The following is a 13,871-nucleotide window of genomic DNA, read 5'->3' as shown; positions in this document are numbered from 1 at the left end:
CCCTTGTCAATCAAAGTTGACATCGTCGGTGGCGAGGCGTGCGTGGCGTTCCACGTCGTACCGGACGTCCCCGTAGCGGAGCTTGTTCCGCTCGATTCCCTCCACGGCGAAACCGGCCCGCACGGCGACGGTGCAGGAAGCAGGATTGTTCGTCCTGTGCCCGAGCTCCAGCCGGTGGAGCCCCAGGCCGCCGAAGGCCCAGCGGGCCAGGACGCGCAGGCCCGCGGCGGCGACACCGGTACCGCGGGCGGTTTCGGTGGTCCAGTACGAGACCCACCCGGTGTTGTGCACATGATCCACCGAGGTCACGGCGACAGACCCGAGTGCGGCTCCCCCACGGACGACGGCCCAGGTGTATCCGCTGCCGGCCTTCCGCTCGTCCTCCCGGTCAGCGATCCATTCCGATGCCTCGGCCGTGGTCGTGACGGGCCGGCCCACCTGCCGCGCCATCTCCGCGGGCGCGAAGGCGCGGCGCACCGCCGGAGCGTCGTCCGGCCGCCAGGGCCGGAGCGACAGCCCCTCCGTGGTCAGCAGTTCCGCCGCGTCCCTCACGAGGTGGTGAGGACGATCTTCCCGAAGAGATCACCGGCGGCCAGCCGCTCGAAGCCCTCGCGGGCCCGGTCCAGCGGCAGGGTCTCGTCGATGACGGGCCGCACCCCGGTGGCCGCGCAGAACGACAGCAGGTCCTCCAGTTCGTCCTTGGAGCCCATCGTGGAGCCGACAATCCTGAGCTCCAGGAAGAAGATCCGGGTCAGCTCGGCGTGCGAGGGCCGGTCGCCGCTGGTGGCACCGGAGATGACCAGGGTGCCGCCGGGCCGCAGCGATTTCACCGAGTGCGACCAGGTCGCCGCTCCGACGGTCTCGATGACGGCGTCGACGCGCTTCGGCAGCCGGGCGCCGGGCTCGTAGGCCTCCACGGCCCCCAGCTCGACGGCCCGCTTGCGCTTGGCCTCGTCACGGCTGGTGGCGAACATCCGGAGGCCGGCGGCCTTGCCGAGCACGATCGCGGCGGTGGCGACACCACCGCCCGCCCCCTGCACCAGAACCGAGTCACCGGGCCGCACACCGGCATTGGTGAACAGCATCCGGTACGCAGTGAGCCATGCGGTCGGCAGGCAGGCCGCCTGCTCGAAGGTGAGCTCCTTCGGCTTCGGCAGGACGTTCCAGCTGGGGACGGTGACCTGCTCGGCGAACGTGCCCTGGTAGCGCTCGGTGAGGATGGAGCGCGGCTCGTCCGGGCCGACGCCGTGTCCCGTCTGGCCGATGACGGAGTGCAGGACGACCTCGTTGCCGTCCTGGTCCACGCCCGCGGCGTCGCAGCCGAGGATCATGGGCAGCTTGTCCTCGGCGAGGCCCACACCGCGCAGGGACCAGAGGTCGTGATGGTTGAGAGATGCGGCCCGGACCTGGACGGTGGTCCACCCGGGCCGCGCCTCGGGCGCCGGGCGTTCACCCAGCTCGAGGCCGTCCAGGGGCCGGTCACGGTCGATGCGGGCTGCGTAGGCGGCGAACATGGCCACGACGATAGGCCGTGACGCGCCGTGACGTAACTGTTCGGCGGTGTGACACACGCCCCAGCCCGCCCCCGCGTACGGAGGCGCCCTCCGGGGACGGACGGCGCCCGCACCCGGAAGGCCGCGGCGGACTGCGCAAAGGGGCGGGGCGGGGTGCGGCCCGCGCACCCCGCCCCGCCCCTTTCTGCGTCAGCGCCTCGCGACACCCTCGGCGCGGGCGGCCGCGGCCACCGCGGCCGTGACGGCGGGAGCGACCCGCTCGTCGAAGGGCGACGGGATCACGTACTCCGCGGCCAGCTCGTCGCCGACCACGTCCGCCAGCGCGTTCGCCGCGGCGATCTTCATTCCCTCGGTGATCCGGGAGGCCCGCACCTGCAGCGCGCCCGCGAAGATGCCCGGGAACGCCAGCACGTTGTTGATCTGGTTCGGGTAGTCGGACCGCCCTGTCGCCACCACGGCCGCGTACTTGTGCGCGACGTCGGGGTGGACCTCGGGGTTCGGGTTGGCCATGGCGAACACGAACGCGCCGGGCGCCATCGAGGCCACAGCCGGCTCGGGGACCGTACCGCCGGAGACACCGATGAAGACGTCGGCGCCGGCCAGGGCCGTCTCCAGGGAGCCGGTGATGCCCGCCCGGTTGGTGATCTCCGCCAGCTCGCGCTTGACGTCCGTGAGGTCGTGGCGGTCGCCGCTGACGATGCCCTTGCGGTCGGCGACGGCGACATCGCCGATGCCGGCCTCCAGCAGGAACTTCGCGATGGCCACACCCGCCGCGCCGGCGCCGGAGATGACGGCACGCAGGTCACCGAGCGTCCGGCCGGACAGCTTCGCCGCGTTGCGCAGGGCCGCGAGGGTCACCACGGCCGTGCCGTGCTGGTCGTCGTGGAAGACCGGGATGTCGAGACGCTCCTGGAGCTTGCGCTCGATCTCGAAGCACCGGGGGGCCGAGATGTCCTCCAGGTTCACCCCGCCGAAGGACGGCGCGAGGCGCACGACGGTCTCCACGATCTCGTCCGCGTCGGTCGTGGCGAGCGCGATGGGCACCGCGTCGACACCGCCGAACTGCTTGAAGAGGATCGCCTTGCCCTCCATCACGGGGAGGGACGCCTCGGGCCCGATGTCGCCCAGACCGAGGACGGCGGTACCGTCCGTCACGACGGCCACGACCTGCGACTTCCAGGTGTAGTCGTGGACGAGCTCGGGATTCTCGGCGATGGCGCTGCACACCTTGGCCACGCCGGGCGTGTACGCGAGGGACAGGTCGTCCTTGTCGCGGATCGGAACGGTGGCCTGCACGGCCATCTTCCCGCCGCGGTGCAGGGCGAAAGCCGGGTCGAAGGGCTCGTCCGCACTGCTGAGCCCTTCCGCACCGGCAGTGCCGTGCGTCTTGCTGTCGCTGCGAGGATTGACGATCTCCGCTGCCATTGTGTTGACCCCTTAAGTCTTCATCATTTGAGGGTGGCCACTCCTGGTTGAGGAGGGGTGGGCGGGCACCGCGTACGTTCCCGGCACTGAGCGGTCGGACCGCTCCGGCAGGGGGAACAGATACGCGCGGGCGCGCCGCACACGCGCCCTGAGCCCCGGATGAGGGGTGTAAAGGTCTTTCTTACCGGACGGACCGGGCCTCTTACGAGTCGGTATCGACTCGGTGACATGACTCATAGCCGAATATCTGGACAAGTCCACTAAGGGCTACAAAGGCCGTCCGTAGGTCGAGACGCACCGGAGATTCTCCGGAGGAGCACGCACTTTCCAGCAGATGGTCCGGCCCTGCGGCACCGGCCCATTGATGTTCGGGGGTCGCCCGTTACCCGATTTTGACATGCCCGGCCCCCTGATCGGGTGAGTCCGAATGGCAAGATGCCGTAATCACACAAGGTGGCGTCACTCGAAGGTGCGTGCGTGACCACCTGACCAGCGCTCCCTCACCGCCGGAGGATTCCGATCATGACCGCAAGCACCCTCTGCCGTACGGCCGCGAAGTCCCGGATTGCCGCGGTCTGCGCAGTCGCGGTCGCCGGCACCCTGCTGCTGACCGCCTGTGGCGACCAGACCGACAGCGGTTCGACGAAGGCCGGGAACGACACGTCCGAGAACAGCGCCCCGCTCTTCGACAAGCTCCCGCAGAAGTACCAGAAGTCCGGCGTCATCAAGGTCGGCACGAATGCCGAGTACGCGCCGATGGAGTCCGTCGAGAACGGCAAGATCGTCGGTGTGGACCCCGACCTCGCCGAGGCGCTCGGCAAGCAGCTCGGTGTGAAGTTGGAGTTCACCTCCGGTTCCTTCGAAGGCCTGATCACCTCTCTGTACAGCGGCCGACACGACGTCATCATGTCCTCGATCACGGACACGAAGGACCGCCAGGAGGGTCTGGAAGACGGCAAGAAGCTCGGGAAGGGCATGGACTTCGTCGACTACTTCCTGGCCGGCACCGCCGTCTACACCAAGAAGGGCAACCCCGAGGGCATCAAGTCCATCAAGGACCTGTGCGGCAAGGGCGCGGCGGTCCAGCGCGGCACCACGTACGAGAAGGCCCTGCAGAAGCAGTCGAAGGCCTGCACGGACGGCGGCAAGAAGGCCGTCGACATCCAGTCCTTCGAGAACGACACCGAGGCCCAGACCCGCGTGAAGTCGGGCGGCGCCGTCGCCGGTGTCAACGACTACCCGGTCGCCCTCGACCTGGCCCGCAAGGCCAACGGCGGCAAGGACTACGAAGTTGTCGGTGAGCAGGTGGACGCCGGCCCGTTCGGCATCGGCGTCAACAAGGACAACACCGATCTGCGTGACGCCCTCAAGGAGGCCGTGGACGCGATCATCGCCGACGGTTCCTACCAGAAGGTCCTCGACAAGTGGGGTGCCGGCACCGGCGCGATCGACAAGGCCGCCATCAACGGCGGCAAGTGACCGGCGCACCACCGAAGGGCAGTCACCGTGACTGACAAGTTCGACAAGGTGCCCGGCGGCCCATCGGTCGCCGACGCACCCGTCTCCAAGGCCACCACCGTCGCACCGGAGACCATCAAGGCCATCCCCGTCCGGCACGTCGGCCGCTGGATCAGCGGCGTGGTCGTGCTCGCGCTGCTGGCGGCCCTGGTCTACGCCTTCTCGCAGGGCGACATCCAGTGGCAGGCGGTCCAGGACAAGCTGTTCGACGACACCGTCATGGCCGGGGCGGGCCGCACGCTGATGATCAGTGTGTTCGCCATGATCCTCGGTGTGATCCTGGGCGTGGTGCTCGCCGTCATGCGGCTCTCCAAGAACCCCGTGACCAGCTGGGTCGCGTGGCTGTACATCTGGTTCTTCCGCGGCACCCCGGTCTACGTGCAGCTGCTCCTCTGGTTCAACCTGGCCCTGATCTTCCCGGTCCTCAACATCCCGTTCATCTACAAGGACGAGATGACCGATGTGATGTCGCCGTTCATGTGCGCCCTGCTGGGTCTGGCCCTCAACGAGGCCGCGTACATGGCGGAGATCGTCCGGGCGGGCATCCAGTCGGTGGACGAGGGCCAGACCGAGGCCTCGCACGCGCTCGGCATGACCCAGGCGAAGACGATGCGCCGCGTGGTGCTCCCGCAGGCCCTGCGGGTGATCATCCCGCCGACCGGCAACGAGTTCATCAACATGCTGAAGACCTCGTCCCTGGTCTACGCGGTCACCTACAACGAGCTGCTGCGCTCCACGTCGCAGATCGGCTCGACCAGCTACGCGGTGATGGAGATGCTGTTCGTCGCCTCCATCTGGTACATCGCGATGACCAGCGTGTTCAGCGTCGGCCAGTACTACCTGGAGCGCCGCTTCGCCCGAGGCACCCTGCGCAGCCTGCCGCTGACCCCGTGGCAGCGGGTCAAGGTCAACCTCGCCTCCTTCAGCAACCGTCCTTCGGAGGGTGTCTCCGCATGACCGCCATGGTGAAGGCCGAGGGCGTCCACAAGTCCTTCGGCCCCGCGCACATCCTCAAGGGCATCGACCTGGAGGTCGCCCCGCGTGAGGTGTTCTGCCTGATCGGCCCGTCCGGTTCCGGCAAGTCGACGTTCCTGCGGTGCATCAACCACCTGGAGCAGATCAACGCCGGACGGCTGTACGTCGACGGCGACCTGGTCGGCTACCGCCAGAAGGGCGACAAGCTCTACGAGCTCAAGGACAGCGAAGTCGCTCTCCAGCGCCGTGACATCGGCATGGTCTTCCAGCGCTTCAACCTGTTCCCTCACATGACGGCCCTCGAGAACGTCATGGAGGCCCCGGTCCAGGTCAAGGGCGAGACCAGGGCCGTCGCCTGGGCCCGCGCGGGACAACTGCTGGACCGGGTCGGCCTGTCCGACAAGGCGAACAACTACCCGTCCCAGCTCTCCGGCGGACAGCAGCAGCGCGTGGCGATCGCCCGCGCGCTGGCCATGGAACCGAAGCTGATGCTCTTCGACGAGCCGACGTCGGCGCTCGACCCGGAACTGGTCGGCGACGTCCTGGACGTCATGCGCGGCCTCGCGGAGGAGGGCATGACAATGATCGTCGTCACCCACGAGATGGGCTTCGCCCGTGAGGTCGGTGACGCGCTGGTCTTCATGGACGACGGCGTCGTGGTCGAGTCCGGCCACCCGCGTGACGTCCTGACGAACCCTCAGCACGACCGGACGAAGTCCTTCCTGTCGAAGGTGCTGTAACACCTCTGCCGGCAGCACGAGGAGGGCGGTACGGACCCGGTCCGTACCGCCCTCCTCGCCGTTTCCCGCTACTTCCGGGGCAGCAGCCCGGGACGCGTGAGCAGGGTGCCCAGTTCCTCCTGGCCGACCGGCGGGGTCCTGAGCAGCTGGCCCTGGGACCGTTCGCCGAGGTAGCCCGTGCTGGAGCGCGCGGCCAGGATCGACCCGTCCTTCAGCACCAGCCTGCCGACGACCTCACGGCCCCACTCGGGTGTGCCGCCGTCGCCGTGGTCCATCGAGTCGCTCCATGTCGTCAGGACGCTGCCGTCCGGCCGCTCCTCACGGACGCAGTCGGTGAGGGACGGCTCGTTGCCCCGGGTCTCGCAGAGGTTGTCCGGTCCGGCCCCGGCACCGAACTTCTTGCTCACCGCGGTGCGGTCCATGAAGGACAGGACGAGGTAGCCGGTACCGCCGTCCTTGCGGACCATGTACTCCCCGTCCAGCGGCCCGGTGTACGTCGTCCGCGCCTGCTCAGGCGTCGCACCCTTGACCAGGACGGCCAGCGAGACCCGTTCGACGCTGCCCACGTCCGGCGGCAGCAGCGCGGCGAGGCGGTCCGCCTTCCCGCTCCCGTCGGCCCGGGCCACCGGTGACGCGGCCACCGAGGCCTGCTCATGCTGCTCGCCGCCGACGATGCCCGGCAGGGTGACGGCCCCGGTGGCGACCACCGCGAGCGCGGCGGTGGACACCGCGGCCCGGCGCCTGAACCGGACCCTGGCCGCCCGGGCGTGGACCGCCTCCGTCGAGACCGCGGGGCTCCCTGCGGACTCGACGGCCCGCTCCAGCAGTTGGTGCACGGTGTTCATACGAGTTCCTCCGCCAGGTCCGCCGTCATGCCGGCGCGCAGCGCCGCCAGGCCCCGAGCCGTGTGGCTCTTGACCGTGTTCTCCCGCATCCCGAGCGCTTCGGCCGTGGCCTCCACGCTCAGGTCCTCCCAGTAGCGCAGCACCAGCACCGCCCGCTGCCTGGCCGTGAGCCGGGCGAGCGCCGCCCGGACCAGCAGACCGGTGTCCGAGTCGGCCTGTTCGCCCGCGTTGTCGGGCAGTTCGCCGTACGGCCGCTCACGCCGCCAGAACCGGCGGCGGGCGGCGATGTGGGTGTTGACCAGGGTCTTGCGTGCGTACGCCTCGATGTTGTCGAGGCGTCCGTGGCGCTTCCCGCCGAGCACGACCTTGACCAGGGTCGTCTGGACCAGGTCCTCCGCCTCGTGCCGGTCACCGCACAGCAGGTAGGCGCTGCGGAACAGCGCGGTGCGTCTGCTCTCCACGAACGCGTGCAGTGCGGCGTCGTCGTCGCTCCGCGTCATCGGCGCCCCTCTCCGGGCCCGCGGGTGCGGACCGTCTCACCCTTCCAGTGCGCCGGCGGGGGCGGCAGGTTGCAGCGGGGGCCGGAACGGATCGAGGGGCGGCCGCAGCCGCCCCTCGGTCTTCGTACCGCCGCCCTACTTCACTGCGAGGACCAGGCTGTCCGACGGCGAGGCCCAGACCGCCCGCGCCTCCGCGAAGCCGGCCTCGCGCAGCGTGCGGGCGTGCCAGTGGACGGACGGCATGTCACCGTCCGCGTGCTCGCCGTAGATCGCGAACCGCTCGGCCGTGGGCTCCGCGAGGACCGGGTCCTTCGCCGCCAGGGCCCACCAGTCCGCCCAGTCCACGGCACCCCGGTCCCTGGCCCGGTCCATGACCGCGTGCCGCTGGGCGCGTTCGGCGGCGTTGATGCGGGGGGTGTCGGTGTCGATCATGTGGTCCGCGTTCATGAAGACCCCGCCGTCCCTGACCAGTCCGCCGATCTGCCCGTAGAGGGTGGCGAGCGGCTCGCTGTGCAGCCAGTGCAGTGCGGTTGCGGTGAGCACGGCGTCGTACGCGGGGTACGGAAGCCGCTGGGTCCAGGCTGCGTCCTTCAGGTCGGCGGTGACGAAGGTGACCCGGTCGTCCCCCTCGAAGGTGCCACGCGCGATGGCGAGCAGCGCGGGGTCGAGATCGACGCCCGTGCTGGTGGCTCGGGGGAACCTCCTGAGGAGCCGGTCCGTGATACTGCCCGTACCGCACGCCAGGTCGAGCACTCTCGGTTCGGGCCCCACCACGGCCTCGACCATGTCCAGCATCACCCGGAACCGCTCCTCGCGGTCCGGCATGTACCACTCCTGCTGCCGGTCCCAGCTCTCCTGCCAGGACTGCCAGTCGGTGCCTGTCGCCGTCACCCGGACCTCCACCTCGTCACGCACACTTGTAATACCCATTGAGGACGACCACCCATTACACTGGTCGACACATCGACCATAGACCCACACCGTAAGGACTACAAGTGGAATTGGCCTATTACTCGGACTACGCCGTGCGTCTGGTCAACACCGAGGAGCCGGCCCGGGGCACGGACTCCCTCACCACGGTCGAGTCCGTCCGCGACCTGTTCGGCGCCAACGCGCAGGCGGCCCGCCGTGCGGCCGACGGGGACGTGACCCGCTTCCGGTCCGTGCGGGCCCGGCTCCGCGCGGTCTTCGAGGCGGCGGACGGCGGCGACGAGACCCTCGCGGTCGATCTGCTCAACTCACTGCTGCTGGAGTTCCCGGTGAGTCCGCAGATCTCGGGCCACGACACCCGGGCCGAGGACGGCACGCCGGACTGGCACATGCACCTCGCCGACCACCCGTCGAACGCGACGGCGGGCTACGCCTCGATCGCGGCGATGGGCCTCGCCTTCCACCTCACCTCGCACGGCGTGGACCGGCTCGGCCTGTGCGAGGCCGCACCGTGCCGCAACGCCTATCTCGACACCTCGACGAACCGCTCCCGGCGCTACTGCTCGGACCGCTGCGCGACCCGGGCCAACGTCGCCGCCTACCGCGCCCGCAAGCGCCAGGTGTCGGAGGGCTCCGCCGGGACGCGGCGCACCGCCGACACCGCCCAGCCCAGCAGCCCGAACACCGACCGCTGATCCCTTCCCAGCGGCCGGTAGCGGAATCACAGCGACCACGTCGACCTCCAGAGGGCCCGAAATGACGCCTTGACCATCCACCCTGAAGCCACAGCACGCGACTCGCGATCACAGTTACCCGCCCAACCGACCCGCCCTGAACCGACTTTATGGGTCCGCCAGCTGAAAGGTTCCGCGCAGTAGAAGAACATCGGAAACCACTTCTGCCGAACCGAAGCATGGACGGAATCTTTGCCCCCCAACTCGAAGCTCGACGCCAAACCTTCCAGCGCGCCCAAACTTACGCAATGCAACCAAACGAACCACAATCGGATAAAATTCCAGCCACACGGAGGCCGAAAAAATAATTGCCCACATCCGCGGAAATCACATATAAAGACTAGGCAGGGCAGCGCAAATTGCGGCCCATCAGATTTTCTGGCGTTTAGAAGCAAAACGTTCACAACTTGGGGGGACCTTGATCAAGAAGCTGGCATCCGCAATCGGTGCAGCCGCGCTTGTCGCCGGAGGCGTCCTTGCCCTTGGAGGCACCGCTGCCGCTGACCCCAGCTGCGGTTATCTGGTCACACCGGTATCAACGAGTAACGGCTCGAAGGTCTACACGGAAGCACCTAAATGCGGGCAGAAGGTGCGCGCGGTCGCCAACTGCCTCGCCCTCGGTGGCGCGGCCAAGGTGTATGGCGGCGCTCTGTCCACCGCGGGCTACAGCACTGCTACCTGCGGTTCCACAACCGAGGTAACCCAGCGCGGATATCAGAAATACGTCAGCGGATCTTGGGGTGGTATTACCTGGTACCCCAAGCCTTGATTGACCGGACGAAAAGCTAAGCCATAGATGCGGTACGGGGGCGAGTACCCGTACCGCATCTATTTTCCCCGACATGCGAAACCCGCCTATCCGGTGCGTACCAAGTGCGCTGTATTGAGAGGCAGAGATCGCATACATCGACGCATTCCCTCCACACTGATAACTCCCCATAAGCCGCCCTGTCTTGGCGGCGGTTGCCTTCTGCGGCACGGCGGGTACACCTGGCGTAGCAGATTCTGTCGTATCACCGCCTACCGGGCCCGCAAGCGCCTGGAGTCCGAGCGCTCCGACGAGACCCGGCGCACCGCCGACACCGCCCAGCCCACCAGCCCGGCCACCGACCGCTGATCCTTCCTCAGCGGGCGGTAGCGGGCCCGCACCCGGGCCAGCACGAGCTCTTCGGGCACCGTCCCGTAGTCCGTGCTGTCCCCGCCCGCGAACGAGTTGTCCCCGAGCACCCACCAGCCGCCGCCGCGTCGCTCGGATGCCCGCTTCACGACCAGCAGGTCCTGCTGGAGCGGATGACGCAGGATCACCACGTCCCCCGGGCGCACCGGCGCCCCGCGCTGCACGAGCAGCAGGTCCCCGTGGTAGAGCGTGGGCACCATCGACGGCCCCGTCACCTCCACCACCTGGAACGGCCTGCGCGCCGCCCGCCCGCTCCACGGCTCCTCCGCCGGTTCCGGCATCTGTGGCACCTCCCCGTCCATCCTCCGGTACACGGCTGCGCGCACCACTGCGTATTTTCGGCCGACGGTCCCATCCTCACCCCGGACTTTTGGCCTAAGCCCCAGGGGGCAGCCGCTGAAAGGGGCCTCCCACGGAGTAATGTCCCACCTGAGAAGACGATCACGAGGAAGGACAGCTCCATGCTTTCCCGCCTGTTTGCCCCCAAGGTGAAGGTCAGCGCCCACTGCGACCTGCCCTGCGGCGTGTACGACCCGGCCCAGGCCCGCATCGAGGCGGAGTCCGTCAAGGCCGTCCAGGAGAAGTACCAGGCCAATGAGGACGCGGACTTCCGCACGCGCGCCGTTCTGATCAAGGAGCAGCGCGCCGAGCTCGCGAAGCACCACGTCTCGGTGCTCTGGAGCGACTACTTCAAGCCCCCGCACTTCGAGAAGTACCCGGAGCTGCACCAGCTGGTCAACGACACCCTGAAGGCGCTCTCCGCGGCCAAGGGTTCGAACGACCCGGCCACGGGCCAGAAGGCTCTGGACCTGATCGCCCAGATCGACACGATCTTCTGGGAGACCAAGAAGGCTTGATCTCCGGCTAGGCCGTCTGACCCGCGATCTCGCTGGTCATATGACCTACCGGTCCGCACCCGGTCCGCAGGCCGCCGAGAACGGCGTCCGTCGAGGACCGGGTGCGGTCTGCTTTCACGGCTGAGCCGGGTTCACCGGACCGGTGTCAGCCGACCAGCGCCTGCCAGGTCACCGGGCCCGCCTCGCCGTCGACGACCAGCCGGTTGACGCCCTGGTAGGTGCGCACGGCGGTCGTCGTGACCGTTCCGAACGTGCCGTCGACAACCAGGCCCGCGCTGCGCCTGTTCAAAGCGGTCTGCAGCGCCCGGACATGAGAGCCGCTGCTTCCCTGCCGCAGTGTGTGAACGAGGTGCGGCCAGGTCGCCGGGCCCACCTGACCGTCGGCCACCAGCCCCTTGGCGCTCTGGAAGTGCTTGACGGCGTTGGAAGACACCGTGCCGTACTGCCCGTCGGCGACCAGCCCGTAGCCGCGCTGCGTCATGAGGTGCTGGATGACGACGACCGTCGCGCCGCTCGCGCCGGGGTCGATCCTGGGCCAGCCGCCGCCCAGGTCCACACCCCGGGCAGCCAGGAAGGTGACCGGGTTGACCGTGACGCCGAGCCCACCCGAATGCGTCTCGAAGTGCAGGTGAGGTCCCGTCACATTGCCGGTGGCCCCCATGTCGGCGATGCGCTGACCGGCGGCGACCGTGGCGTTGAGCGCGACCCGGTAGGCGTTGAGGTGACCGTAGTAGGTGTACTGGCCGCCGCCGTGCGAGATGACCAGCGCGTTACCGGTCCGGCCGGTGAGGCCGCCTCCCCACGAGCGGCGGACGACCGTTCCGGCCGCTGCCGCGTAGACCCCGGTGCCTGTCGGGTTCGATACGTCCTGACCGGCGTGCGCGGCACCGCCCCGGGGAGCGCCGTAGTGGCCGCCGCCGGGGAAACGGCCCAAAGCAGGATTGGACCATCTGCCGTTCTTCGCCGAAGCCGCCGCAGCCGTCGGCGTGGCGCCCCCGGAAGCCGACTGGGCCGCGGAAGCCGTCGCGGCTCCGGCGGCCGGACCCGCTGCGGAGATGCCCAGGCCGAGTCCCAGCCCGGCAAGCAGGCCGCGACGGGAAAGTCCGCCGTGCGGCTCAGCCCCTTCCGGCGTGGTCGCCTCGGCCGCCGTCGCACAGGAATCGCACATGTTCTCTCCCTCAGGGCTGCTGATCGGGCACGTGTCGTCGGAGTCGGGCATGCCCCAGGACGTGCATTTGTAATGGGCACGCCACTATCTACCCGCATAGACACTAGGGAAGAGGCGCCGATCCGGCCATAGGTCCAGGGGCCCGCGAATGGGCCCAAACGCAGGCCCCGTCAGGGCCCTGTGTATGGGCCCGTGTGGGCCCGGGCGCGTCGGCCGGGGCCGGTACGGGCCGGTCCGGTCAGGCCCGGTCAGGATCCCGGAAGAAGGTGGCGGTAGCTGTCCGGGTTCTCCCGCAGGTAGTCGGCCAGGCTCTTGGCCGGGTGACCCGTGAGGGCGGGTACGGCGTTCGAGACCACTGCCAGCTCCCCCGCCGCGATGGCCTCGTACGACGTGACCCAGCCAGCCACCTCCCAGTCCTGGGCGCCGTGGTGGGCGCGGGACGCGTAGGCCTGCTCCCGGGTCTCGGGGACGTAGCGGATGGTGCGGCCGGTGCGGCGGCTCAGCTCCTCGGCCGCCTCCGCGAGGGTGAACGCCTCGGGCCCCGTGAGGTCGTACGTCATACCGTCGTGACCGCTCCCCTCCTCCAGCAGGACGGCTGACGCCGCGTCGGCGATGTCCTCGTGCGCCACGGCGGAGACCCGCCCGTCGCCGCCCGGCCCGCGCAGCACGCCGTCGGCGCCCGTCATCGCGGGAAGTCCCGCCAGGTACCAGCTGTCGCGCAGGAAGGTGTGGCGCACGTCCACCATCCGCAGGTGCGCCTCGGTGTGCCAGTGGTCGCGTGCGAAGGTGAACGTCGCTTCCGGGGCGGCGCCGAGGAAGGACACGTACACGATCCGTTCGACGCCCGCCGCGACGGCCGCGTCCACCGCCGTGATGTGCTCGCGCACCCGGTCGGGGCTCTCGTGCGCCGAGACGAGGAACATGGTGTGCGCCCCGTCGAGCGCGCGTCGCATCGCCTCACCGTCGCCGTACGGGGCGGGGGGCCCGACGGTCGCGCCCGGCAGTTCGGGCAGCCGGGAAGGGTTCCGGCCCAGAAGTCGCACGGGCACGCCGGTCCGGGCCAGCCGTGCGGCCACCCGGCCGCCGACCGCCCCGCCGGCGCCCGTCACCGCTACAAGAGGGCTGATCATCCCGCCTCACCGTCCTCCTGTGCCATGTGCCCGTCCCAGGGGCGCACTTCGACGACCGCGCTCGTCGGCAGCGGCCCGTAGATGTGAGGGAACTCCTCGCCACCGGACTCCATGGCTTCGTACCGGACGGGTGCCGGGAGACGGCCGGGGTCGATGACCAGGACCACCAGGCCGGCGGCGTCGGACCCGTACAACGCCCGGGCCACAGACGGAAGCTGACGGGGCAGCGAGCAGTGGATGAATCCCTCCTCCCGCAGGGTGCGGCCACGGGTGGACATCTCGTACGTCCCCGCCCTGCGGGCGGCCTCCCACAGGGGCTCTTCCGTGAGGTGCAGCAACTGTTCGGTCATCGGGCCAC

Annotated in this window: 16 protein-coding genes; 6 read left to right on the top strand and 10 right to left on the bottom strand. The window is 69.3% G+C overall.

Annotated elements, in window-relative coordinates:
* Positions 1-6: 6 nt before the first annotated feature.
* The 3 genes from ABZ441_RS00440 to ABZ441_RS00430 form a co-directional block, all read right to left on the bottom strand.
* Positions 7-552, bottom strand: a complete 546-nt coding sequence (locus ABZ441_RS00440; protein WP_358966173.1) for a GNAT family N-acetyltransferase — start codon at positions 550-552, stop codon at positions 7-9.
* Positions 549-1,514, bottom strand: coding sequence for a zinc-binding dehydrogenase (locus tag ABZ441_RS00435; RefSeq protein WP_358966170.1), 966 nt, complete (start codon positions 1,512-1,514; stop codon positions 549-551). The genes ABZ441_RS00440 and ABZ441_RS00435 overlap by 4 nt, the downstream gene beginning before the upstream one ends.
* 189 nt (positions 1,515-1,703) lie before the next feature.
* Positions 1,704-2,939 (bottom strand): NADP-dependent malic enzyme, encoded by a 1,236-nt coding sequence (locus ABZ441_RS00430; RefSeq protein WP_358966167.1) that lies wholly within the window; start codon positions 2,937-2,939, stop codon positions 1,704-1,706.
* Between the two features lie 522 nt (positions 2,940-3,461).
* Between ABZ441_RS00430 and ABZ441_RS00425 the strand changes: the two genes are divergently transcribed.
* From ABZ441_RS00425 to ABZ441_RS00415, 3 genes are read left to right on the top strand one after another with little or no spacing between them, the layout of a single operon-like run.
* On the top strand, positions 3,462-4,418 hold the full coding sequence (locus ABZ441_RS00425; protein WP_358966164.1) for an ABC transporter substrate-binding protein: 957 nt from the start codon (positions 3,462-3,464) through the stop codon (positions 4,416-4,418).
* Between the two features lie 27 nt (positions 4,419-4,445).
* Complete coding sequence (locus ABZ441_RS00420; protein ID WP_358966163.1) at positions 4,446-5,414, top strand: amino acid ABC transporter permease; 969 nt, start codon at positions 4,446-4,448, stop codon at positions 5,412-5,414.
* Positions 5,411-6,172, top strand: a complete 762-nt coding sequence (locus ABZ441_RS00415; RefSeq protein WP_358966160.1) for an amino acid ABC transporter ATP-binding protein — start codon at positions 5,411-5,413, stop codon at positions 6,170-6,172. The genes ABZ441_RS00420 and ABZ441_RS00415 overlap by 4 nt, the downstream gene beginning before the upstream one ends.
* 68 nt (positions 6,173-6,240) lie before the next feature.
* Here ABZ441_RS00415 and ABZ441_RS00410 read toward each other — a convergent pair whose 3' ends face one another.
* The 3 genes from ABZ441_RS00410 to ABZ441_RS00400 form a co-directional block, all read right to left on the bottom strand.
* Positions 6,241-7,017, bottom strand: a complete 777-nt coding sequence (locus ABZ441_RS00410) for a hypothetical protein (RefSeq protein WP_358966157.1) — start codon at positions 7,015-7,017, stop codon at positions 6,241-6,243.
* On the bottom strand, positions 7,014-7,517 hold the full coding sequence (locus tag ABZ441_RS00405) for a SigE family RNA polymerase sigma factor (RefSeq protein WP_358966154.1): 504 nt from the start codon (positions 7,515-7,517) through the stop codon (positions 7,014-7,016). Before ABZ441_RS00405 ends, ABZ441_RS00410 begins: the two co-directional genes overlap by 4 nt.
* Before the next feature lie 135 nt (positions 7,518-7,652).
* A complete protein-coding gene (locus ABZ441_RS00400; RefSeq protein ID WP_358966153.1) occupies positions 7,653-8,447 on the bottom strand; it encodes a class I SAM-dependent methyltransferase in 795 nt (264 codons plus the stop codon).
* 65 nt (positions 8,448-8,512) lie between these two features.
* Between ABZ441_RS00400 and ABZ441_RS00395 the strand changes: the two genes are divergently transcribed.
* Both ABZ441_RS00395 and ABZ441_RS00390 read left to right on the top strand, forming a co-directional pair.
* Entirely contained in the window at positions 8,513-9,142 is a 630-nt protein-coding gene (locus ABZ441_RS00395) for a CGNR zinc finger domain-containing protein (RefSeq protein WP_358966151.1), read from the top strand.
* Between the two features lie 457 nt (positions 9,143-9,599).
* The gene (locus ABZ441_RS00390; protein ID WP_358966148.1) at positions 9,600-9,950 is read left to right on the top strand and encodes a hypothetical protein; all 351 of its coding nucleotides are present in this window, start codon (positions 9,600-9,602) and stop codon (positions 9,948-9,950) included.
* A gap of 251 nt (positions 9,951-10,201) precedes the next feature.
* Here the strand turns inward: ABZ441_RS00390 and sodX are convergent, their stop codons facing one another.
* Positions 10,202-10,639 carry a nickel-type superoxide dismutase maturation protease gene (gene sodX / locus ABZ441_RS00385; RefSeq protein WP_358966145.1) on the bottom strand — a complete coding sequence of 146 codons (438 nt, stop codon included), beginning with the start codon at positions 10,637-10,639 and terminating at the stop codon, positions 10,202-10,204.
* Positions 10,640-10,819: 180 nt separating this feature from the next.
* On the opposite strand from sodX, the gene sodN reads away from it, so the two are divergent.
* Positions 10,820-11,215, top strand: coding sequence for a superoxide dismutase, Ni (gene sodN, locus ABZ441_RS00380; RefSeq protein ID WP_014154121.1), 396 nt, complete (start codon positions 10,820-10,822; stop codon positions 11,213-11,215).
* A gap of 145 nt (positions 11,216-11,360) precedes the next feature.
* Here sodN and ABZ441_RS00375 read toward each other — a convergent pair whose 3' ends face one another.
* From ABZ441_RS00375 to ABZ441_RS00365, 3 genes are all read right to left on the bottom strand, one after another.
* Positions 11,361-12,383 (bottom strand): peptidoglycan-binding protein, encoded by a 1,023-nt coding sequence (locus tag ABZ441_RS00375; RefSeq protein ID WP_358966142.1) that lies wholly within the window; start codon positions 12,381-12,383, stop codon positions 11,361-11,363.
* Between the two features lie 248 nt (positions 12,384-12,631).
* Entirely contained in the window at positions 12,632-13,513 is an 882-nt protein-coding gene (locus ABZ441_RS00370) for an NAD(P)H-binding protein (protein ID WP_358966139.1), read from the bottom strand.
* Positions 13,510-13,863, bottom strand: a complete 354-nt coding sequence (locus ABZ441_RS00365) for a DUF952 domain-containing protein (RefSeq protein ID WP_358966137.1) — start codon at positions 13,861-13,863, stop codon at positions 13,510-13,512. Before ABZ441_RS00365 ends, ABZ441_RS00370 begins: the two co-directional genes overlap by 4 nt.
* Positions 13,864-13,871: the final 8 nt, after the last annotated feature.

The organism is Streptomyces sp. NPDC005752, assembly GCF_040630715.1.
GTDB lineage: Bacteria > Actinomycetota > Actinomycetes > Streptomycetales > Streptomycetaceae > Streptomyces.
The sequence above is the reverse complement of the archived record's forward strand: the minus strand, read 5'-3'. Positions and strand labels throughout refer to the sequence as shown.

Excerpts from the sequence above, each read along its gene's own strand:
- ABZ441_RS00435 (WP_358966170.1), bottom strand. The coding sequence starts at position 1,514 with ATGTTCGCCGCCTACGCAGCCCGCATCGACCGTGACCGGCCCCTGGAC.
- ABZ441_RS00365 (WP_358966137.1), bottom strand. The coding sequence starts at position 13,863 with ATGACCGAACAGTTGCTGCACCTCACGGAAGAGCCCCTGTGGGAGGCC.
- ABZ441_RS00405 (WP_358966154.1), bottom strand. The coding sequence starts at position 7,517 with ATGACGCGGAGCGACGACGACGCCGCACTGCACGCGTTCGTGGAGAGC.
- ABZ441_RS00425 (WP_358966164.1), top strand. The coding sequence starts at position 3,462 with ATGACCGCAAGCACCCTCTGCCGTACGGCCGCGAAGTCCCGGATTGCC.
- sodX (WP_358966145.1), bottom strand. The coding sequence starts at position 10,639 with ATGCCGGAACCGGCGGAGGAGCCGTGGAGCGGGCGGGCGGCGCGCAGG.
- ABZ441_RS00430 (WP_358966167.1), bottom strand. The coding sequence starts at position 2,939 with ATGGCAGCGGAGATCGTCAATCCTCGCAGCGACAGCAAGACGCACGGC.
- ABZ441_RS00410 (WP_358966157.1), bottom strand. The coding sequence starts at position 7,017 with ATGAACACCGTGCACCAACTGCTGGAGCGGGCCGTCGAGTCCGCAGGG.
- ABZ441_RS00415 (WP_358966160.1), top strand. The coding sequence starts at position 5,411 with ATGACCGCCATGGTGAAGGCCGAGGGCGTCCACAAGTCCTTCGGCCCC.
- ABZ441_RS00400 (WP_358966153.1), bottom strand. The coding sequence starts at position 8,447 with ATGGGTATTACAAGTGTGCGTGACGAGGTGGAGGTCCGGGTGACGGCG.
- ABZ441_RS00375 (WP_358966142.1), bottom strand. The coding sequence starts at position 12,383 with ATGTGCGATTCCTGTGCGACGGCGGCCGAGGCGACCACGCCGGAAGGG.
- ABZ441_RS00370 (WP_358966139.1), bottom strand. The coding sequence starts at position 13,513 with ATGATCAGCCCTCTTGTAGCGGTGACGGGCGCCGGCGGGGCGGTCGGC.
- sodN (WP_014154121.1), top strand. The coding sequence starts at position 10,820 with ATGCTTTCCCGCCTGTTTGCCCCCAAGGTGAAGGTCAGCGCCCACTGC.